We start from the raw sequence: 20,868 nt of genomic DNA on the forward strand, positions 1-20,868 counted from the left end.
CGCCACTGGCTGAATCACAGGCAAAAAAATCCCACCCTTCTTTAACAGGAGGGTGGGAAAACGTAAGCGCATCCGGTTAAAGTACGCTCAAAATTTCAGGTCAGACTACGAATTCATCTGGAACAATGACATTTTGGACATATCAGTGAAGGTCTTATAAGAGGCCTGAAGTGCTGTCTGCTGCATGGTGTAGCTGGAAGCCGCTTCCGTTAAATCCACGTTAACCAGGTCACTCATCTGCGAGCTGTAAATCACTTTACGGTCGTCGCCCTGCGCATTCAGCGTATCAATTTCACCAAGCTGAGTACCAATCTCAGAAACCACGGTTGAGACATTATTCAGCGCGTTGCCCAGCCCGCGGTTGGTTTTATCCATTGCATCCTGGAATGTCTGCTTAGTCGCGGCATCCGCATCATCCTGGGGGACTTTGAGTGCTGCAATGGCGCTATCCAGCATCTTAAACAGATTGGTTTCGCTGGCGCTGCCATCCGGCTCTTTAGTGGCATTGCTGGTGATTGACATGAAGATGCTGTCACCGGTATGCGCCACGGTCATGGTACGACTGGTATCAACCTTCTGGGTGATCGCATCGGTGCCGCCTGCGTAACTGACGCCCGTGCCCGCCGTATCAACAAAAGGCGCGCTGTCGGTTTTATAGCCGGCAAAAATATAGCGGCCATTGGCATCTTTGCTGTTAGCCAGGTTCAGCAGCTGGGCGCGAACACCCTCCAGCTGGGTAGCAATCGAACCACGATCGTCGTCGCTCAGCGTACCCGTTGAACCATTGACGATCAGCGCCTGCGCCGCAATGATGCCATTGGTCACGCCTTTCAGCGTATTGTCCTCCAGTGACAGGCCCTGTTCAGCAAAGGTGCGCGCCAGCGCGTACTGTTCACCCTGCTGCTGAGTCTGAGTCAACACCACAGCACGTGACGCGGCAATCGGGTCATCGGAGGGATTCGTTACACGACGACCGCTGGAGAGCTGCTCACCCACTTTCAGCCAGGAGGCTTGCGAGTCAGTAATGCCGCGCACCTGCTGTTCAAAAATCATATTTGTACTGATTCGCATGTTATCTCCTGCCCTTAGCGAATATTGATCAATGCATTAAACACGGTGCTGGCAGTCTGGAGCACCTGCGCATTGGCCATGTAATATTGCTGATACTTGGTCAGATTGGCGTACTCCTCATCAAGGTTTACACCAGAGACCGACTGCTGGCGTTCGGTCAGCTGACTGACCACACTTTTCTGCGTCGTACTGGTCGTTTCCAGCGAGCTGGTTTTGTTACCCACGGTGCTGACGATAGCTGCATAGGCCTGTGACAGCGTGGCATTACCGCCGACCAGTTTTACATCCTGCAGATTCAGCAGTTTCTGCGCATTACGGTTATCACTTTCACCGCCAACCGCGCTCGCAGCAGCCACCTGAGATTCGCTGGTGATTGCCACGGACATATCGTTGATCACATTCTGGACCGGCTTCACCAGGAAGCTGTCTTTGGCGGCAGGGGCAGGTGAGGCACCCACAGTCAGTTTCAGGCCATCAAAACTCAGCGTAGTGTTGCCACTGGCATCGGTACTCTGGGTGATGGCGGCTGCGGTGCTGTCTGACGCACGCGTTGCGGTCCAGTTACTGCCGTCATAACTCACGGTGTAGTTAGTGGCTTTCAGTGCGCTGGTGTCGGTCCATTCAGCGGTTACGGAGGCGGCGGTACTGTTTTTACTATTGCTCACCACGGCTGGACTGCCGATATTAAAGAAATCGACGCCCTGGTCGCCGTTGCTGTCAAAGCCCTGCTTATGAACGTCGTTGAAGCTGGTGGTAAACGCCGCCGCTAACTGACCCAGCTGGTTCTGCGCCAGATCGAGATCCTGGGTGCGGAACGCCAGCAGACCGCCCAGCGAGCCGGTGGTGATCAGCTTTTCCGGGATCTCAACGTTGCCCGCCTGCTTGTCAACATAGCCAATCGTAGTGCGCGTCGGATCGCTGCTGGCGTTCATTGCCACCAGATCGTGAGATTTGTTGCCGTTCACCAGCGTCAGGCCGTTGGCCATAGATACCGTGTAATTGCCATCCTGCTGCGATACCGTCACGCCAACGACTTTATTCAGGTCATTGACCAGCTGATCACGCTTATCAAGCAGATCGTTAGGCGCAGCACCGTTGCCATTAGTCAGCTTGCCAATCTGCTGGTTAAGATCGGCAATCTGGCTGGTGAGGGTGTTGACCTGTTTAACACTGGAACTGACATCAGAATTGACGCTGTTCTGCATATTGTTCAGGTATTGCGCTGAGGTCTGGAACTGGTTCACCAGACCCTGCGCATTGCTGAGCATCGACTGACGCGCTGACGGATCGTTGGCGTTGCTGACGACGTTCTGCAGGTTGGTAAAGAAGCCCTGCAGCGAGGTCGACAGGCTGGTCGTCGCGGTCGACAGCAGATCGTCAATGTTAGAAATCTGCGTATGCTGAGTATCGACTGCACTGTAGCTCGCGCTGGCACCCCGCAGCTGTGTAGCAATGAATGAATCATACTCACGTTGTACACCGGTGATGTTCACGCCGTTACCATAATAGCTATTACCCTGAAGGGTACTGTTCGCCTGCGCCAGTACTGTGGTCTGACGTGAATAGCCCGCCACGGTGTAGTTAGAAATGTTGTTACTGGTGGTGCTCAGAGCGGCCTGCGCGGCACTCAATCCACTCATCGCGGAGTTAATTATGCTGGACATCTCGGTTCCTTACGTTCCCCGTCAACCGGGCTGGCAGACATCAAAGTGGGTGCCAGCTGGCGAAAACGCTTCTGGCTATAGGGATGTTATCGGCTTGCTTAAGTGAAACTTGAGGCGAAATAATCAGAACAGGTCGCCAATATCCTGGCTGTACGCTTTGACGACTTTGTCGCCCATGCTTTTGAATTGCTGAATCATTCCCACCAGCTTTTGCGCATATTTTGGATCGGTGGCATAGCCCGCCGCCTGTAACGCCTGCGCGCCCTGCTCTGCGCTTGAGGCGTTGGTCACCGCCGCATAGCGAGGGTTTTTGGTCAGCAGTTTGACGTAATCAGTCAGCGCCTCGAAATAGGAGTTATAGACCCGGAAGCTGGCCCGGACTTTCTTCGCTGCGCCCTGCTCATATTCGGTGGTCATGATATCGGTGGTGTCACCTTTCCAGTCACCGCTGGCTTTAATCCCGAACACGTTATAACTCGGCTTGCCGTCGCGGGTAAGGATCTGTCGCTGGCCCCAGCCCGACTCCAGCGCAGCCTGCGCCAGAATCAGGTGATGCGGAATACCACTCTGCTGACTGGCCGCCTGCGCCGGCTGCGTCAGCTGAGCGATAAACTCACGGCTGTCGCTTGGCAGCCCCGTCGGTGACGCGACCGGCGGCAGACGTGGCATCGCCTTGCGCACCATCTGCTCCAGCTGCTGGGCGGGCAGTGGTGTGGCCCCGCTGGTGCTGAGAATAAAGCTGTTATCCAGCTTCATCGGCACCGTACCGGCTTTTTCATCCGGCGCGGTGGCGGGCTGCATCTGTTTGACGATGGTTTCCGCCAGCCCGAGGCCACGCTTGCCCATCTCCTGTGCAATCTGCTGGTCATACATAGAGGTAAAGAGTTTGGTCTGCTCGTTGCCCATAATGCCGTCCTGCGGCAACGCATCACGCATACTCTTCAGCATCATCTGTACAAACATCCCTTCGACCTGACGTGCAACCTGCAACGCATGTCCTTTCGGATCGTTGCTCGCCTGGCGTTTAAGATCATTCAGGGAGCGGCTGTCGAAAGCCGGACTCGTGACAGATTGCATATCAGCCATCAGATAATTTCCAGTTTGGCACGCAGACAGCCGGCACTCTGCATCGACTGCAGAATCGACATCAGTTCGATAGGTGATGCACCCAGCGCATTCAGCGCACGCACTACGTTGTTCAGATTGGCGCTGGCATTGACGCGCTGCAGCGCACCGCCGGTCTGGCGCAGATCGATCTGAGTCTGCGTGGTCGCCACGGTCTGACCACCGGCCAGCGGGGTATCAGGCTGACTGACGTTCTGCTGCTGGTTAACCGTCACAGAGAGGTTACCCTGCGCCACCGCGCACTGATTCAGCGTCACTTCGCGGTTCATCACCACCGAGCCGGTACGGGAGTTGATAATCACTTTGGCATCTTCAACCGGAATCGAGACGTTAATGTTCTGGATATCGGCCAGCAGACGCACCTGCGCGCCATTATTCGGTGAGACGCGGATCTGCACGGTGCGGGCATCCAGCGGCTGCGCTGCGCCATAGCCGCCACGGGCGTTGATCGCATCAGCAATACGCTGCGCCATCGAGAAGTCTTCGTTGTTCAGTTGCAGGTTAATGGTGTTCTGTGAGCCAAAGTTGCTCTGCAGTTCACGTTCAACCGTTGCACCGCCAGTGATGCGGCCACCGTTCAGTTGGTTGACCTGAACACTACTGCCGCCCGCAGAGGCACCCGCACCACCGACCAGGATGTTGCCCTGAGCCAGCGCATAGACCTGGTTATCGACCCCTTTCAGCGGTGTCATTAACAGCGTGCCGCCACGCAGGCTTTTGGCGTTACCCAGCGATGAGACCACCACATCCAGGTTTTGTCCCTGACGGGCAAACGACGGCAGCTTAGCGGTGACCATGACGGCTGCCACGTTCTTCAGCTGCATGTTGGTGCCCGCAGGAACGGTGATGCCAAGCTGTGAGAGCATGTTGCTGACTGTCTGGGTAGTAAATGGCGTCTGCGTGGTCTGGTCACCGGTGCCATCCAGACCCACCACCAGGCCATAGCCCAGCAGCTGGTTATCACGTACGCCCTGTACCGTGGTTAAATCACGAATCAAATCGGCTTTGGCCAGCAGGCTGACGCCCAGCAGCAGCGCCAGCCCGGCGCGTAACAGCGTTAACTTTTTCATTGAAACCTCTTACATCGGCGAGATGTTCAGGAAGAAACGCTGGAACCAGCCCATGGTCTGCGCCTCATTGATGTAACCATTTCCGACGTACTCAATACGTGCATCGGCGACAGCGGTAGATAACACGGCGTTACTGGCGCTGATGGTGCGTGGGTTGACCACGCCCGAGAAGCGAATGAACTCCGTGCCCTGATTAATGGCGATCTGTTTTTCACCGACCACATGCAGGTTGCCGTTTGACAACACCTGATCCACGGTGACGGTAATGGTGCCGGTAAAGGTGTTATTGGCGGATGCGCCGCCTTTACCTGCGAAGTCGTTTTTGCCTTCGGCGCTGAGATTGGCTTTTTCGCCACCTGCACCCACCAGGCCTGCCAGACCCGTTGGCACGCCGCTCACACCAAAGCTGTTGCTGCCGTCGCGGCTGGCACTGGCTGAGGAGCTTTTGCTGGCGCTGACGTTTTCCTGCAGCGTGATGGTCAGGGTGTCGCCGATGTTGCGTGGACGGCGATCTTCAAACAGCGGCTGATAGCCGTAGTTAAGTGGCGCGACGCCCTGGAATATAGAGCCGTTTACCACCGGTGGCGCGGACGGCATCGGCTGCGCCGTGGTTGCGCCTTCGACCAGCGGAGTACGCGGGACCAGGGCACATCCGTTAAGAGTTAGCAGCAACGAGGCGACTAACCAATGTCCAGGCTTGAGAATCTGTTGCTTCGCCACGGTGTCACGACCTTATTAATGTCTGTATCTCAGGCCAGCACGGGCTGGCCCTGTTCGGGATTAAAGCTGAGTTAATTTCGCCAGCATCTGATCAGAGGTGCTGATCGCCTTGCTGTTGATTTCGTAAGCGCGCTGCGTCTGAATCATCGTAACCAGCTCTTCCGCTACGTTAACGTTCGAGGTTTCGGTGTAGCCCTGATAGAGCAGACCCGCGCCGTTCTGACCTGGCGTGCTGTCCGTCGGTGCGCCCGATGCCTGCGTTTCTTTGTAGAGGTTTTCACCCACGCTATCGAGACCGGCGTCGTTCATAAAGGTGCTCAGCGTTAACTGACCGACCTGTGCGGCCTGGGCCTGACCCTGCTGCGTCACGCTGACCACACCGTCACGCGACACCGTAATGCTGGTGGCGTTGGCCGGAATGGTAATGCCTGGCTGCACCGGGAAACCGGAGTTGGTCACCAGCTGACCGTTCTGATCAACCTGAAACGCGCCATCACGGGTATACGCAGAGGTGCCGTCCGGCATCTGAATCTGAAAATAACCCTGACCGTTAATAGCGATATCTTTTGAGTTACTGGTCTGCGACAGGTTGCCCTGAGTATGCAGCCGCTCAGTCGTCACCGGACGCACACCTGTACCGATCTGCAGGCCCGATGGCAGCGTTGTCTGTTCTGATGACTGCGTGCCCGGCTGGCGCATAGTCTGGTACATCAGATCTTCGAACACCGCACGTGAACGTTTAAAGCCGTTGGTGCTGACGTTTGCCAGGTTGTTGGCAATGACGTCCATGTTCATCTGCTGCGCATCAAGACCGGTCTTAGCGATCCATAAAGAACGAATCATGTTGTTATCCTCGCGCCTTAGCTCATGTTCAGGAGCTGATTGGCTTTTTGTTCATTTTCGTCGACGTTGGTGATGACTTTCATCTGCATCTCAAAACGTCGGGCGTTGGCGATCATATCGACCATGGTTTCCACTGGCTTGACGTTGCTGCCTTCCAGTACGCCAGGCATCACCTGCATGGTGGCATCGGCCTGCAGCGCAGCACCACGGGTCGCCTGCGTTGCCGCGGTAGGACGGAACATGCCGTCATCACTGCGCTGCAGCTCCTGACCGGTTGCCCTGACCAGCTTCAGCTTGCCCAGCTGAACCGTGGCGTTCGGCGAATCACCGGCGTTCAGCCCGGTGATGGAGCCGTCTGCAGCAATGGTGATTTCCGTACCCTGCGGGATCACAATCGGACCGCCATCGCCCATCACAGGATTGCCCTGAACCGTCAGCGTTCCGGTCGGACTGATTTGCATATTGCCGTTGCGGGTATAGGCTTCGCTGCCGTCAGCGGTACGCACCGCCAGCCAGCCATCCTGCTGCACCGCCACATCGAGCGGACGCTCGGTGTAATCCATTGCGCCCTGACTCATGTCGGCACCGGGTGTAGAGGCGGCGACCAGCGTACGGGTCGGCAGCGACCAGCCACTCACCGGCACCGCGCGCAGCGCATTCAGCTGTGCACGAAAGCCGGGTGTTGAGGCGTTGGCGAGGTTGCTGGCGGTAACCGCCTGCTGATCCAGCGTCTGGCTGGCCGCGCCCATCGCGGTATATATCGCGTGATCCATATGGCAATCCTGTTAGCGAATTAACGTAAGTTAACCAGCGTGTTAAGAATCTGGTCCTGAGTTTTGATGGTCTGCGCATTCGCCTGATAGTTACGCTGCGCGACGATCATGTTCACCAGCTCTTTACTCATGTCGACGTTGGACGATTCCAGTGCACCCGCTGTCAGTGAACCAAAGGTGCCGGTGTTGGCCAGACCGATCGCTGCCTGACCGGATGCACTTGATGCAGACCAGACGTTGTCGCCCTGTGACTGCAGACCTTCCGGGTTAGAGAAGCTTGCCAGCACAATCTGACCCAGCAGCTGGGTTTTCTGGTTTGAGTAGGTCCCGGTAATCGTGCCGTCATCGTTGATCGCGTAGCTGGTCAGATCGCCTGGCGCATAGCCATCCTGCGTCGGGCTGCCAAAGGTGGTGCTGCCGGTGTTCTGTTGCAGGCTGCCCAGCATGCTCAGGTTGATCGGCTGATTGGCGACCGCGCCATTGGCACCGCCCACGTTCAGCGTCAGGCCGACGGTGCCATCCGTGGTGGTGCTCACAACGGCACCGGTGGCATCCAGCTTAGAGACGCTGGTCAGCTTACCGCTGGTGTCAAACGCCATTCTGAAGTCACCCGCTGAGGTGCCGGTGTTGCCATCAATGGTGTGGACTGTCCAGCTGTTGCTGGTGGTGTCTTTCACGAAATACATGTCGAGCGCATGGTCATTACCCTGCGAGTCGAACACGGTGGCCGTGGTTTTCTTGTTGTAGCTGTCTGCGTTCGCCGTCGAGAAGGTGGTCACCGTTGGCGTGGTATCCGTTGAGTTCAGGTTGGCAACCAGTCCGGCAGTGGTGGTCGCGCGGGCTGACATCTGCGTGGTAGGAATAGTCAGCGCCACCGGGTTCGCCCCCGCCTGGATAGTGGCCGGTGAACCGCTTGCCGGATAGCCGGTGACGTTCAGCCCCTGGGTATTCACCAGGTTACGGTTGGCATCCAGCGTTAACTGGCCGTTACGTGAATAGAAAACGCCGCCGCTGCTGTCGGTCATACGGAAGAAGCCGTTACCGCTCAGCGCAACGTCCAGGCCACGGCTGGTGGTGGTGGTCGCGCCATCGTTAAAGTTCTGGATCACCGCAGCGACTTTGGTACCGAGACCAACGTTCGAACCGGCAAACATATCGGCAAACGCGATGGTGCTGGATTTAAAGCCCGCAGTCGCGGAGTTAGCAATGTTGTTACCGATGACATCAAGGTTACTTGAAGCAGCACCAAGGCCGCTGACCGCTTGGGAAAATGACATGTGTTTGTTTCCTGTCTACAGGTTAATCAGAGAATCTGACGTACGTCGTCAAGGGTGGCGGAGCCCATGGTGCCGAGATCCAGTTTTGTGGTGTTGTTCGCAGTACTCACCCCATTGACGTAGGCGTAGTTAAGCGGTTGTGCCACCAGTTGTGTGTTGCCATTGCTTGCGGCAATCGTAACGCTGTATTTACCATCCGGTGCGACAGAGCCATCAGTCAGCTTGCCGTCCCACGAGAAGGTGTGGACGCCAGCACTCAGCGCGCCCAGATCGACGGTATCGATCACCGTGCCACTGGCATCTTTAATGGTGGCGGATGCGCCAGTAGAAGCGGAAGCCAGCTCTACACCAAATGGCGTGGTGGTGCCGTTGCCTACCAGAATTTGTCCGCCATTAACCATCACGCCATGCCCAATCAGCGTGGAGCTCTGCAGCGACTGGCTGGTGCTGATCTGACCGGAGATCGATCCCAGCGTGGTATTCAGTTTTTCAATGCCGCTCAGGGTATTGATCTGTGCCAGCTGCGTGGTGAGCTGGCTGTTATCCATTGGATTGGTTGGATCCTGGTTCTTTAACTGCGTCACCAGCATGGTCAGGAACTGATTCTGCAGATCCTGTGCGTTGTTGCCGGTGCCACTGGTGCTGGATGAGCTAAGGACCGTGGGGTCCAGCTTTTCATTAACGCCTACCGCGATAGCCATGGTTTTTCTCCGTTATTGCCCGATCGTCAGGGTTTTCATCATCATCGACTTCACGGTGTTGAGCACCTCGACGTTGGCCTGGTAGCTGCGTGACGCCGACATGGTGTTGACGCTTTCAGAAACCACATCCACGTTCGGCATCTTCACGTAACCTTTGGCATCAGCCATCGGATTACCAGGGTCATAGACCAGCTTCGCAGGTGTCGGATCGTCCACGACGCGTGCCACTTTCACACCGCCGGTCGCTGAACCCGGAGCCGCATCGGTCTGGAAGACGACCTGCTTTGCCACGTAAGGCTTGCCATCGGGACCGGTGACGCTGTCGGCGTTTGCCAGGTTACTGGCACTGACGTTTAATCGCTGTGATTGCGCGGTCATCGCTGAGCCGGCAATGTCAAAAATATTCAGCAAGGCCATAATTATTGCCCTTGTAACACGCTCATCATGCCTTTGATCTGGCTACTGATGAGGGTGAGGTCGGTTTGATATTTCAGGCTGTTATCCGCGAACTGCGTACGCTCACGGTCCATATCTACGGTATTGCCGTCGGCAGAAGGCTGATCGGGAATGCGATAAAGCATATCCATCGATGGCGCTCCGTTTGTCTGTGCTTCAATGTGGCGAGCTGACGTGACTTTTAACGCCATGCTGCTGCCTTCCGCACGACCATTGGACATCACCCGACTCAGCTCGCTGGCAAAGTCGATATCCCGGGCCTGATAACCAGGGGTATCGGCGTTGGCAATATTTGACGCCAGGATCTCCTGACGTTGAGCACGCAGGTTGAGGGCCTCCGTTCCAAATTTCAGCGCCGCATCCAGTTTGTCGAGCATGTTTCCTCCGCGTATGAGAATTTTGAGTTCGCAGCTTAATTTGAAAAAGCAAGCCGTCATCGTCTGAATAACGCCTTAAATGACCGCTATTTTGACAATTGAGGATTTTTCTTAACGGGTACACTCGTCGCCATCATCAGTGAGGAACTGCACAATGCGTCGATATCTGACTCTGCTGACCAGCCTGCTGGTCGTGATCGCCCTTCCGGCTTCTGCCGGGGATCTCAATGCACAACTGAATCAATTTTTTAAAGCGCGTGACGCTCAGCATGCTGCAGGCATGGTGGTCGTGGTTCGCACCCCTAAAGAGCAATGGCCAGCCTGTGACATGCCAAAGTTCACTCTGCCGGGCAATAGCCGGTTATGGGGCAACATGAGCGTGGCGGCAAACTGCGATGAGAATCGCCGTTATATCCAGGTACAGGTTCAGGTCACCGGCTCCTATCTGGTGGCGACCCGGCTGCTGAGCCAGGGCAGTAGCGTCAGCGAAAGTGATTTCACGCTGCAAACCGGCCGCCTTGATGCCCTGCCTGCCCGCGCCCTGCTGAATGCGGACGCAGTCGCAGACGCCGTAGTGCTGCGTGATATACAGCCAGGACAGCCGATTAATCCCTCCACGCTGCGTCAGCCATGGCGTGTTAAAGCGGGTCAGAATGTGATGGTGATTGCCAGCGGAGACGGCTTTGACGCCAGCGGTGAGGGCAAGGCGCTGAACAACGCCGCCCGCTCGCAGTCGGTTCGCGTGAGGATGGCAAATGGCCAGATTGTCAGCGGTAAGGTGCGCGAGGATGGGAATATTCTTATAACGCTGTAAAGTGTTAAAGAAGCCCGTAGTGCTGCCGATAGAAGAATCAACAAAGCGATAACGCTATTATGATTCAGGTGGCAGACTTCCCCTGACCGTACAGGAGCCCGAATATGAGCATTGACAGAACGCAACCTCTGAAACCCGCCAGCACCGTACAGAGCCGCGACAGCAGTGAGTCTGGCAGCAGCAAAGTGCGTCAGAGTGCCAGTCCGGTATCAGCCACGACCCCTGCTGCAGCCCAGGTGAGCCTGAGCAGCGCGCAGTCGCAGCTGATGCAGCCGAGCAGCAAAGATATTAACGTCGAGCGCGTTGAACAACTGAAAACTGCCATTCGTAATGGTGAACTGAAGATGGATACCGGCAAAATCGCCGATGCGCTGATTGCCGACACTAAGGCGTATTTAGAGGGTAATTAATTCCCATGAGTAATTTGCAGACCACATTAGATAAGATGCAGGACGTGCTGGCGTCGCTTTCAGCGGTGCTGGAAGAAGAGCAGCAGCAACTGGCAGCGGGCAGTATCAACAGCAACCTGTTGCAGCGCATCACCGAAGATAAAAGTGCGCTGCTCAGTACGCTGAACTATCTGGATGAGATGCGCCGCACCGCTGAACAGAGTCAGGCGACATCGGCACCTTATCGTGGTCAGAACGACATGGCACGCCGCTGGGACAGCATTCAGCAGCATACCCGTCGTCTGCAGAATGCCAATGTTCATAATGGCATGCTGCTGCAGCATCAGATTCGCTACACGGAAAATGCACTTGAAGTGCTGAAGCCGCATCAGACTCAGGCCTTTTATGGTCCCGATGGGATGGGTAAAGGTCAGGCAACGTTAAGTCGTAAAGCCTGAGCCGAAAAGTAGCGAAAAAATCCCGCCTGGTGCGGGATTTTTTATGGGTTTAGTTTATTGTCAGTTAATCAGGCTTATACAGCCGTGCGCCGTGCATAGTCGCGTAGCCGGAAGCCCAGCAGCCCCAGCGCCAGGAAATAAGCGCCTCCGCCGACAGCACACACCGCCGCCAGACGCAGCAGTCGCCACAGCATAGCGCCCTGTTCCCAGGCCGGCATCCACTGCAGCATGCCAAACAGCGCGCCAGCCATCACCACCACGGCAATCAGCAGGCGGAGCAGGAAACTACCCCAGCCCGGCTGCGGCACAAAGATATTCTTCTTACGCAGCTGCCAGTAGAGCAGCGACGCATTCAGACAGGCCGCCAGACCAATCGACAGTGACAGACCGGCATGTTTCAGCGGGCCAATAAACGCCAGGTTCATGAGCTGCGTCATGATCAGCGTGACAATCGCGATTTTCACCGGCGTTTTGATGTCCTGACGGGAATAGAAACCGGGCGCCAGCACCTTAACCACAATCAGGCCCATCAGTCCGACGGAGTAGGCGATCAGCGCACGCTGCGTCATCAATGCATCAAAAGCTGTGAATTTACCGTACTGGAACAGCGCCACGGTCAGCGGACCGGAGAGCATGCCAAGCGCCACGGCACTCGGCAGCGCCAGCAGGAAGCAGAGTCGCAGGCCCCAGTCCATCAGTCGGGAATATTCATCATGGTTGCCGCTGGCAAAACTTTTAGCCAGCGACGGCAGCAGAATGGTGCCCAGCGCCACGCCCAGCACACCCGAAGGAAACTCCATCAGGCGATCCGCGTAGTACATCCAGGAGACCGAACCCGAAACCAGAAACGAGGCGAAGATGGTGTTGATGATCAGCGAGATCTGACTGACGGAAACGCCCAGAATAGCCGGGCCCATCTGACGCATCACTCGCCACACGCCCGCGTCGCGCAGATTAAGACGCGGCAGCACCAGCATTCCCAGCTTTTTCAGGTGGGGAAGCTGATAGCCGAGCTGCAGCACACCGCCCGCGACCACCGCCCAGGCCAGAGCCATCACCGGTGGATGAAAGTGCGGCGCAGCAAACAGCGCAAAACCAATCATGCTGACATTCAGCAGGGTTGGCGCAAACGCCGGTACCGAGAAGCGGTTCCAGGTGTTCAGCACCGCCCCCGCCAGCGACGCCAGCGAAATCAGCATAATGTAGGGAAAAGTTACCCGCAGCAGCGAACTGGTCAGTGCAAATTTATCGGCACTGTCGGCAAAGCCAGGAGCCGTGACCATAATGACCCAGGGCGCAGCGATCATCCCCGCCACCGTAACCAGCGCCAGTACCAGCGTCAGCAGGCCCGAGACATACGCCAGGAACAGTTTCGTCGCCTCTTCACCCTGCTTACTTTTATATTCAGCCAGAATCGGCACAAATGCCTGAGAAAATGCGCCTTCAGCAAAAATACGGCGCAGCAGATTGGGCAGTTTAAACGCAACAAAGAAGGCATCAGTCGCCATTCCGGCACCAAACACCCGCGCCACGATAGCATCACGGGCAAAGCCCAGTACGCGGGAAAACAGGGTCATAGAACTGACCGCTGCCAGCGATTTCAACAAATTCATAATTGACGGCGCATCCTGAAAAGAATCGGCAAAAAGGAGAATTAGCGCGGGCACCCGAGGATGCCCGGCGACAGTCTACTGCCACGGAGGGAAATGACCAGCACGGAGTGTTACAAGGCGTTATTCCTGCGTCGCCTCACGCCACAGTTTTTCCACCACACGCTGCGCCATCAGCGCCTGCTCACCGCTGGTTTCAGGCTTCGTCTGATTTTGTACGCAGTCGATAAAATGGCGTGCTGCACCGCTGAAGCCGCGCTGCGTCAGATGGCTCTGCCAGGCTGGCGGCGGGGTGATAAGCAGGCCATCACTGCGTTCTTCCTGCCAGTCACGCATCTCGCTGATGTCGATGCATTTACCGTCACACACTGCGCTGACCCGCTCGCGCTGACTGCCTGCGCGCCGGTGCATACTGGTGGTGATCGCCAGACCTTCAACAGCGAAATGGTGTTCGGCATAGAGCATCTGCCCCTGTTCATTGGTATCAATGCGTCCGTGAACCTGGCGAACAGGCTTGCCGCCCAGCCAGAGCGCGGTGTCCACCACATGCAGGTAGTCATCAAGCAGGGTAAAGCGAAGATCCCGTGGCCCGACGCTGTCGCTGCGGTGCTTTTCAATCCGCAGAGAGGCGGCATCAGCCATCTCCGTCTGCAGCTGCTGATAGCGCGGCGCGAAGCGGCGGTTAAATGCCACCATCAGTTTACGCTGACGTTTTTCTGCCAGCGCCACCAGCGCTTCAGCCTGCTCCAGGGTTTCAGCCAGCGGCTTGTCGACGCAGACATCTTTTCCTGCCAGCAGCAGCACCCTGACCACTTCATAGTGGGTGGCGGTGCTGCTGTGGACAAACACCGCGTCGCAGGCTGCGGCTAATTCATTCAGTGATCCAAAGCACTGCATGCGATAGCTGTCACAGATCGGGCGGGCTTTGGCCTGATTCGGGGAAAACGCCCCTACCAGTGTCCAGTCCGTCGCGGCCGACAGCACCGGCAGCCAGGCTTTCTGCGCAATACCACCCAATCCCACCACGCCTATACGTAATGTCATCTCAGCTCTCCGGTTGCAGCAATTGGGTAAGTTGCGCCTGAAGTGCTGCAACCTGCTGTTCCAGCGTAGTGACGCGCGCCGCCAGATCACCCTGCTCGTCAGGCGCGTCGGCAGCCTGATGCGCGTCATCTTCATCGCCCAGCAGATGCATAAAGCGGCTTTCACGCTTGCCTGGCTCACGCGCCAGGCGGATGACCTGTGCACTGTCGTCACGCTGCATCAAGCTTTCCAGCGTCTGTTCCACGTCGCCGACATCGCTGAACTCATGCAAGCGACCGCTGCGGGTTCGCAGTTCACCTGGCGTCTGGGGGCCACGCAACAGCAGCAGGGTGAGAAGAGCCACTTCCGCACTGTTGAGTTTCAGTGTGCCAAACGCGGAGTTACAAAAACGCTGCTCATATTTTACCACCCGCTGTCCGGCGGCGCTGCTGCCGGTGACCAGATGACGCTTTTCCAGCTGATCGAGCTGATTCTGTACCTCGCTTTCACTCAGCTCCATCACCGGCTCGCGATTCGATTTCTGATTACAGGCCACCACCACGCCATTCAGTGACAGCGGATACTGCTCTGGCGTGGTGACCTGCTTCTCCAGCAGGCAGCCCAGCACGCGCAACGCCTGCGCTGATAAAGCCATCTTCATGCTCACGTCCTCATTATTGTCCACGCCGGTCAGGCGTCCATTCCCGCAGAGTTAAGGCTGTCAGCACGTGATCCTGCCAGCGTCCGTCGATCAACAGATAATCTTTCGCGTAACCCTCTTTCTCAAAACCGAGTCGCGCCAGCAGATCGCCGCTGCGCTGGTTGTGCGGCATGTAGTTCGCCATGATGCGGTGAATATGCTGCTGGCGCTGCATATAACGGATAGCCGACTGCAAGGCTTCGAACATCAGCCCCTGCCCCTGCCACTTTTCACCCAGTGAATAGCCGAGATAACAGGCGTGAAAGGAACCGCGCAGCACGTTACTGAAGTTCGCCACGCCCCGCACTTCGGTTTCATCGCTGTCCATGAGAATAAAATAGAAGGCCGTTCCCTGCTTGTGCATGTCGGAAATCAGCCCGAGGCGCGCCTGCCAGCCCGAAGGGTAGCAGTGGCTATCGTCGCGCACCGGCTCCCATGGTTTTAAAAACAGTCGGTTTTCCGAATAGTAATCTGCCATTCGCCAGGCATCACGTTCGTGAACCAGACGGACCACCAGACGATCGGTGGTTAATCGCACCCGGGGCGCGGCAGAACGATAGCCAAACATCCTGACTCCTGAAATCAATGGCTGTGAGTGATAGCCGTCATTACCCGGCTTTCACTATAACCGCCGCCTGGGCTGCGGTAAAACGTTACAGCGGTTTAGCTTTAAAGAGGTTGATTTTGCTCTGTTATCACAGCGGCGAACAGTTGGTTTGTCCTACTACAGCACACATGCTGGCTGGCAGGTTTGCCCTGCAGGGTAATCTCTTCCATACTTTTTACGCGCCCGAAACAGGATGAATTGATTCACTCTGTTAAACACTAAACCTGTAAAAATCCGGGAGATCAGGATGAAACTCTATATCTATGACCATTGTCCTTTCTGCGTTAAAGCGCGAATGATTTTTGGTCTGAAAAATAAGCCGGTTGAGCTGGTGGTGATGCTCAACGACGATGAAGAGACGCCAAAACGACTGATCGGGCAGAAAATGGCACCGATTCTGCAAAAGCAGGATGGCAGCGCAATGCCTGAGAGCATGGAGATCGTGCATTACGTCGATCAGCAGGATGGCGCGCCGCTGATCACTGGCGCGCTGAACCCGGCAATTGGCGACTGGCTGCGTCACATGAACAGCTATGTCAATAAACTGCTGCTGCCGCGCATTGCCGAAGCGGCGTTTGCCGAGTTCGCGACGCCTGAGGCGCGTGACTATTTCCGCAGCAAAAAACAGGCGAGTATCGGTGATTTTGAGACGCTGAAAAGCCACTCGGCCGGGCTGATTAAGAATGTAAGTGAGGATCTGCGCAAACTGGACAAATTAATCGTTCAGCCCAATGCGGTAAACGGCGAGCTATCGCAAGATGATTTTAATCTCTTCCCGCTACTCCGCTCTCTGACGCTGGTCGCCGGAATCGACTGGCCGAGCCGGGTCGCGGACTACCGCGATAACATGGCGAAACAGACTCAGGTTAATCTGCTCTCTTCGATAGCGCATTAGTCCCGCCCCAGATGAGAGACGCTGCGGCGTTTCTCATCCCTTTCCTGATGACACCCGCCACGCATTCAGGCAGGCTATGGCCTGTTTACTGGCTCTGATATTCAGGATAAAGATCGATGAAAAAGGCTTTTTTCGGGCTGACTGCCCTGTTGATGGCGCTGCTGGTTAGCGGATGTAATCAACTGACGCAATACACCATCAGCGAACAGGAAGTAAACCAGGCGCTGCAGAAGCACAATAACTACGAGAAAGATATTGGCGTTTCCGGGCTGGTTAACGCACACATCGTGCTGAACAACCTGACCAGTCAGATTGGTCGCGAAGAACCGGGTAAAGTGACGCTCTCCGGTAATGCAAAAATCAACGTTACCTCACTGTTTGGCCCGCAGCAGGCCGATATGCAGCTGAAAATGCGTGCTCAGCCGGTTTATGATCAGCAGCAGGGCGCAATTTATCTGCGCGATCTGGAGATTGTAGACGCCCAGGTGGCCCCGGAAAAAATGGCATCCATCATGAAGACACTGACGCCTTATCTGAATCAGTCGCTGAAAAGTTATTTTGATCAAAAACCCGCCTATGTGCTCAGCGCAGACCGCAGCAAAGGCGAGTCGCTGGCGAAGAAATTTGCCAAAGGACTGGAAGTGAAGCCTGGCGAACTGGTCATTCCCTTTACGCAGTAATCCCGATTTCCGCGCCATCCGGCGCGGATTTTCTCTGGCGGCATAAAAAGCAGGTGCAAACGGTTGCCTGAATCCCTATGCTTAGACCCCGGCCAAAACATGCCTTTTGTTTCCTTTCTGCCGGAGCTTCACAGATGACAGCACAACCTCAGCAACTTACCCTGCGTCGCCCTGACGACTGGCATATTCATCTGCGTGATGATGAGATGCTCAAAACGGTCCTGCCCTATACCAGCGCGGTGAATGGTCGTGCCATTGTGATGCCAAACCTGGTGCCCCCGGTAACCAGCGTGGCGGCCGGTGAAGCGTACCGCGATCGCATTCTGGCGGCGCTACCCGCCGATCACGCCTTTACGCCGCTGATGACCTGCTACCTGACCGACTCGCTGGATCCTGATGAGCTTGAGCGCGGTTTCACCGCCGGTCTGTTCACCGCGGCGAAGCTCTATCCGGCGCACGCCACCACCAACTCCAGCCATGGCGTGACCAACATCGCGTCCATTGCTCGCGTGCTGGATCGGATGCAAAAGATCGGTATGCCACTGTTGATCCATGGTGAAGTCACTGATGCGCATATCGACATTTTTGACCGTGAAGCCCGCTTTATTGAAACCGTGATGGTGCCGCTACGCAGCCAGTTTCCGGCACTGAAAGTGGTGATGGAGCACATTACGACGCAGGATGCCGCTCAATATGTTGCCGATGCCGGTGAAACACTGGGCGCAACTATTACCCCGCAGCATCTGATGTTTAACCGCAACCACATGCTGGTGGGCGGTATTCGCCCGCACCTCTACTGTCTGCCAATCCTTAAGCGCAACGTGCATCAGGAAGCGCTGCGTAAAGTGGTGGCAAGCGGGAATCCACGCTTCTTCCTTGGCACCGACACCGCGCCGCATCTGCGTCATCTCAAAGAGTCCAGCTGCGGCTGTGCGGGCGTATTTAATGCACCGACGTCGTTGCCCGCCTACGCCACCGTTTTTGAAGAGCTGAACGCGCTGGAACATTTTGAAGCATTCTGTTCTGAAAATGGCCCGCGTTTTTACGGCCTGCCGCTGAATGAGGGGACGATCACGCTGGTGCGTGAGCCGTGGCAGGTGCCAGAGTCAATTGCACTCGGCAGCCACTCACTGGTGCCGTTCCTGGCCGGTGAAACGCTGAACTGGCGCATTGCATAATTTTACTTGCCTCCGGCTCAATGATACTGTAAATATATACAGTATCTTAATCGGAGGCTATTATGCGCGTTGAAATTACCGTATCCAATACCCGACCTCTTCCTGCTGGCGCGATTGAAGCGTTAAGCGATGAATTATCGCGCCGCATCGACGAACAGTTCCCTGATTCGACCAATCACGTCAAGGTACGTTACGCCAGTGCCAACAATCTCAGCGTGCTGGGCGGTGGAAAAGAGACGCGCGACCAGATCAGCGAAATCCTGCAGCAGACGTGGGAAAGCGCTGACGACTGGTTCATTACTGATTAACCGCCACTGTGCTTTTTTTCCGGGTGTCGCCACCCGGTTTTTTTATCTTTTCTCCCCTCTCGCACTTCTCCCTCTCTGCATCTAGACTCTTAATGATCAATGCCCTATCCTTGCGCTCGTCACGCATAACAGGAGGTGCGACACCATGACTACTGATAAACCGGAAGAGGCGATGACCTTTGGTGAGTTGTTAGCACTGATTGGTGATCAAAAGCGTCGTTTAACGGTGCTGGAAAATGCCTTTTCCAGTCTGATTTTCTGTCTTGACGATCGTGCCAGTCAGTTGCTGGTGCACAATCTGTCGCTGGAAGCCCAAAATCAAAATCATGATGAGCAGCTTCAGCAGCACTTTGCCCGTCTTGCAGAAACACTGCAAAAACGTGGCGGTGGCATTGTGCCGGAAACCCCGACACTTTAAGTTCGCTCACGCGGCTTAACCCGCTTTTACATGCCCATTGAACAGTGATAAAAATGCCTGCCCGCCAGGCATTTTATTTTTCAACGTCCTCCTTTCAAACACAAATATTCTGTGAGAAGCTGGTTCACGGCATTTTTTAAACAGTGATACCCACTTTTACTGTTATAATTGTCTCGCTATCGCAATAAAAAAGCCGCATTGAACCTCATCATGCACTTCGTTTAACGAGTAATAAGGAGGTTATAATGGACAGAAGAAAAGACGTTATCCAGACCCATCCGCTGGTGGGCTGGGACATCAGTACCGTTGATAGCTATGATGCCATGATGATCCGCCTGCACTCGCTGTCGTCGCAGGATCAAAAAGAAGAAGAAGCGGATGTTGGCCCAACCTACTGGCTGACAACGGATGTGGCAAGGCAGTTTATCTCGATCCTCGAAGCGGGCATCGCCAAGATAGAATCAGCTGAGCAACCAGAACGACTTCTTAATAAGCATTAATATCTGCCGCATCAAAGAGGCGCCCTCAGGGGTGCCTTTTTCGTTTCTGTTTCTGGTATGCTTTTGATTATCTGACTCTTAGAGTGTCGTTATCATGATTTATGATCTTATCGTCGTCGGCAGCGGTTCAGTGGGCGCGGCGGCTGGCTACTATGCTACCCAGGCAGGTTTATCGGTATTAATGATCGACAGCGGTCATCCTCCTCACAATCAGGGAACGCATCATGGTGAGAGCCGGCTGATTCGTCACGCCTATGGTGAAGGCGAACATTATGTTCCGCTGGTTCTGCGGGCGCAGACGCTGTGGGATGAGCTGGAACAGCGCGCCAGTGAGCGCATCATGCATCGCAGTGGCGTACTTAACCTTGCTCCTGAGCACTCCCCCTTTATCCGGAACGTTATCGACAGCGCGACCCGCTGGCAGCTCAATATCGAGGTGATGCAGCCTGATGAAGTACGTAAGCGCTGGCCGCAAATCAACGTGCCAGAGGGTTATCTGGGCATCTTTGAGCCGCAGTCCGGCTTTCTGAAATGTGAACAGGCGGTTCGCAGCTGGATCCAGCTGGCGGAACAGGCGGGCTGTGCGCAACTATTTAACTGCCCGGTCTCAGAGATTGGTCGTGATGGTGACCTGCAACAGGTCACTACCCTGGATGGCATCTATCGGGGCCGCAAAATGCTGATAAGCGCGGGCACCTGGGTCGGCAAATTAATTCCTGGCCTGCCGGTCGCCCCTACCCGCAAGGTATTTGCCTGGTATCAGGCAGATGGCCGCTACAGCGAGAATAATAAGTTCCCCGGCTTTACGGTTGAGATGGCAGATGGCAGCCAGTTTTACGGCTTCCCGGCGGATAACAACGCACTGAAGGTCGGTCGCCATGATGGCGGTCAGCTGATGCAGCAGCCTGAAGATCGTAAACCTTTTGGCGCAGTAGCGGCGGACGGCAGTGAGGCCTTTGGTTTTCTCCGACAGTTTTTACCTGGCGTCGGCGTCTGTCTGCATGGCGAAGCCTGCAGCTACGATTTCAGCCCGGACGAAGATTTTATTATCGACACCCTGCCGGGTGAACCTGACCGCCTGTTAATCACCGGACTCAGCGGACATGGGTTTAAATTTGCCAGCGTCTTAGGCGAGCTTGCTGCGGAATTCGCACAGCAAAAACCGTTCTCCTTTGATTTGTCCCCCTTCTGCCTCTCGCGTTTCTGACTCT

The 20,868-nt window shown here is 55.7% G+C and carries 25 protein-coding genes; 10 read left to right on the forward strand and 15 right to left on the reverse strand.

All coding sequences use genetic code 11. The features are described from left to right. Positions 1–105: 105 nt before the first annotated feature. From flgL to flgB, 11 genes are all read right to left on the reverse strand, one after another. Positions 106–1,071, reverse strand: coding sequence for a flagellar hook-associated protein FlgL (gene flgL, locus F3I20_RS03865; RefSeq protein WP_150037750.1), 966 nt, complete (start codon positions 1,069–1,071; stop codon positions 106–108). A gap of 14 nt (positions 1,072–1,085) precedes the next feature. Continuing rightward, the gene (flgK, locus tag F3I20_RS03870) at positions 1,086–2,735 is read right to left on the reverse strand and encodes a flagellar hook-associated protein FlgK (protein ID WP_150037749.1); all 1,650 of its coding nucleotides are present in this window, start codon (positions 2,733–2,735) and stop codon (positions 1,086–1,088) included. A gap of 123 nt (positions 2,736–2,858) precedes the next feature. Beyond that, a complete protein-coding gene (gene flgJ / locus F3I20_RS03875) occupies positions 2,859–3,821 on the reverse strand; it encodes a flagellar assembly peptidoglycan hydrolase FlgJ (protein ID WP_150009739.1) in 963 nt (320 codons plus the stop codon). Further along, the gene (locus F3I20_RS03880) at positions 3,821–4,930 is read right to left on the reverse strand and encodes a flagellar basal body P-ring protein FlgI (RefSeq protein ID WP_150037748.1); all 1,110 of its coding nucleotides are present in this window, start codon (positions 4,928–4,930) and stop codon (positions 3,821–3,823) included. Before F3I20_RS03880 ends, flgJ begins: the two co-directional genes overlap by 1 nt. Positions 4,931–4,939: 9 nt before the next feature. Further along, the gene (locus tag F3I20_RS03885) at positions 4,940–5,650 is read right to left on the reverse strand and encodes a flagellar basal body L-ring protein FlgH (protein WP_033732242.1); all 711 of its coding nucleotides are present in this window, start codon (positions 5,648–5,650) and stop codon (positions 4,940–4,942) included. Between the two features lie 60 nt (positions 5,651–5,710). Further along, positions 5,711–6,493, reverse strand: a complete 783-nt coding sequence (flgG, locus tag F3I20_RS03890; RefSeq protein WP_003849881.1) for a flagellar basal-body rod protein FlgG — start codon at positions 6,491–6,493, stop codon at positions 5,711–5,713. Positions 6,494–6,510: 17 nt separating this feature from the next. Next, positions 6,511–7,266 carry a flagellar basal body rod protein FlgF gene (locus tag F3I20_RS03895; RefSeq protein ID WP_061062163.1) on the reverse strand — a complete coding sequence of 252 codons (756 nt, stop codon included), beginning with the start codon at positions 7,264–7,266 and terminating at the stop codon, positions 6,511–6,513. Positions 7,267–7,286: 20 nt separating this feature from the next. Next, a complete protein-coding gene (gene flgE, locus F3I20_RS03900) occupies positions 7,287–8,543 on the reverse strand; it encodes a flagellar hook protein FlgE (RefSeq protein ID WP_150009743.1) in 1,257 nt (418 codons plus the stop codon). A 26-nt stretch (positions 8,544–8,569) separates the two neighbouring features. Next, positions 8,570–9,244, reverse strand: coding sequence for a flagellar hook assembly protein FlgD (gene flgD, locus F3I20_RS03905; RefSeq protein WP_150009745.1), 675 nt, complete (start codon positions 9,242–9,244; stop codon positions 8,570–8,572). 12 nt (positions 9,245–9,256) lie between these two features. Next, a complete protein-coding gene (flgC, locus tag F3I20_RS03910) occupies positions 9,257–9,661 on the reverse strand; it encodes a flagellar basal body rod protein FlgC (protein ID WP_013357440.1) in 405 nt (134 codons plus the stop codon). Positions 9,662–9,663: 2 nt separating this feature from the next. Then, positions 9,664–10,077, reverse strand: coding sequence for a flagellar basal body rod protein FlgB (flgB, locus tag F3I20_RS03915; RefSeq protein WP_003849889.1), 414 nt, complete (start codon positions 10,075–10,077; stop codon positions 9,664–9,666). A 154-nt stretch (positions 10,078–10,231) separates the two neighbouring features. Here flgB and flgA point away from each other — a divergent pair, with 154 nt between their 5' ends. The 3 genes from flgA to flgN all read left to right on the forward strand — a co-directional run bounded on the left by flgA (position 10,232) and on the right by flgN (position 11,738). Beyond that, entirely contained in the window at positions 10,232–10,891 is a 660-nt protein-coding gene (flgA, locus tag F3I20_RS03920) for a flagellar basal body P-ring formation chaperone FlgA (RefSeq protein ID WP_150037747.1), read from the forward strand. Between the two features lie 104 nt (positions 10,892–10,995). Further along, positions 10,996–11,301 (forward strand): flagellar biosynthesis anti-sigma factor FlgM, encoded by a 306-nt coding sequence (flgM, locus tag F3I20_RS03925; RefSeq protein WP_150037746.1) that lies wholly within the window; start codon positions 10,996–10,998, stop codon positions 11,299–11,301. Between the two features lie 5 nt (positions 11,302–11,306). Continuing rightward, positions 11,307–11,738, forward strand: coding sequence for a flagellar export chaperone FlgN (gene flgN / locus F3I20_RS03930; protein WP_150037745.1), 432 nt, complete (start codon positions 11,307–11,309; stop codon positions 11,736–11,738). Between the two features lie 74 nt (positions 11,739–11,812). Here the strand turns inward: flgN and murJ are convergent, their stop codons facing one another. The 4 genes from murJ to rimJ all read right to left on the reverse strand — a co-directional run bounded on the left by murJ (position 11,813) and on the right by rimJ (position 15,639). Then, entirely contained in the window at positions 11,813–13,351 is a 1,539-nt protein-coding gene (gene murJ / locus F3I20_RS03935) for a murein biosynthesis integral membrane protein MurJ (protein WP_150037744.1), read from the reverse strand. Between the two features lie 120 nt (positions 13,352–13,471). Further along, positions 13,472–14,392, reverse strand: a complete 921-nt coding sequence (locus tag F3I20_RS03940; protein WP_150037743.1) for a Gfo/Idh/MocA family protein — start codon at positions 14,390–14,392, stop codon at positions 13,472–13,474. Position 14,393: 1 nt separating this feature from the next. Then, entirely contained in the window at positions 14,394–15,032 is a 639-nt protein-coding gene (locus F3I20_RS03945) for a DUF480 domain-containing protein (protein ID WP_150037742.1), read from the reverse strand. Between the two features lie 13 nt (positions 15,033–15,045). Beyond that, positions 15,046–15,639, reverse strand: coding sequence for a ribosomal protein S5-alanine N-acetyltransferase (gene rimJ, locus F3I20_RS03950; protein WP_150009757.1), 594 nt, complete (start codon positions 15,637–15,639; stop codon positions 15,046–15,048). 286 nt (positions 15,640–15,925) lie between these two features. Here rimJ and grxB point away from each other — a divergent pair, with 286 nt between their 5' ends. The 7 genes from grxB to solA all read left to right on the forward strand — a co-directional run bounded on the left by grxB (position 15,926) and on the right by solA (position 20,864). After that, a complete protein-coding gene (gene grxB, locus F3I20_RS03955; protein ID WP_150009759.1) occupies positions 15,926–16,573 on the forward strand; it encodes a glutaredoxin 2 in 648 nt (215 codons plus the stop codon). 116 nt (positions 16,574–16,689) lie between these two features. After that, positions 16,690–17,253, forward strand: a complete 564-nt coding sequence (locus F3I20_RS03960) for a lipoprotein (protein ID WP_013357430.1) — start codon at positions 16,690–16,692, stop codon at positions 17,251–17,253. A gap of 134 nt (positions 17,254–17,387) precedes the next feature. After that, on the forward strand, positions 17,388–18,431 hold the full coding sequence (pyrC, locus tag F3I20_RS03965; protein WP_150009761.1) for a dihydroorotase: 1,044 nt from the start codon (positions 17,388–17,390) through the stop codon (positions 18,429–18,431). Between the two features lie 62 nt (positions 18,432–18,493). After that, positions 18,494–18,739: a DNA damage-inducible protein I gene (gene dinI, locus F3I20_RS03970; RefSeq protein ID WP_003849907.1), complete on the forward strand. Its 246-nt coding sequence runs from the start codon at positions 18,494–18,496 to the stop codon at positions 18,737–18,739. A gap of 145 nt (positions 18,740–18,884) precedes the next feature. After that, on the forward strand, positions 18,885–19,157 hold the full coding sequence (locus F3I20_RS03975) for a hypothetical protein (protein WP_150009763.1): 273 nt from the start codon (positions 18,885–18,887) through the stop codon (positions 19,155–19,157). 245 nt (positions 19,158–19,402) lie between these two features. Then, positions 19,403–19,657 (forward strand): biofilm formation regulator BssS, encoded by a 255-nt coding sequence (gene bssS, locus F3I20_RS03980; RefSeq protein WP_013357427.1) that lies wholly within the window; start codon positions 19,403–19,405, stop codon positions 19,655–19,657. Positions 19,658–19,751: 94 nt separating this feature from the next. Beyond that, a complete protein-coding gene (gene solA, locus F3I20_RS03985; RefSeq protein ID WP_150037741.1) occupies positions 19,752–20,864 on the forward strand; it encodes an N-methyl-L-tryptophan oxidase in 1,113 nt (370 codons plus the stop codon). The last annotated feature ends 4 nt before the right edge of the window (positions 20,865–20,868 follow it).

It is taken from the genome of Candidatus Pantoea gossypiicola (assembly GCF_008632075.1).
GTDB lineage: Bacteria > Pseudomonadota > Gammaproteobacteria > Enterobacterales > Enterobacteriaceae > Pantoea > Pantoea gossypiicola.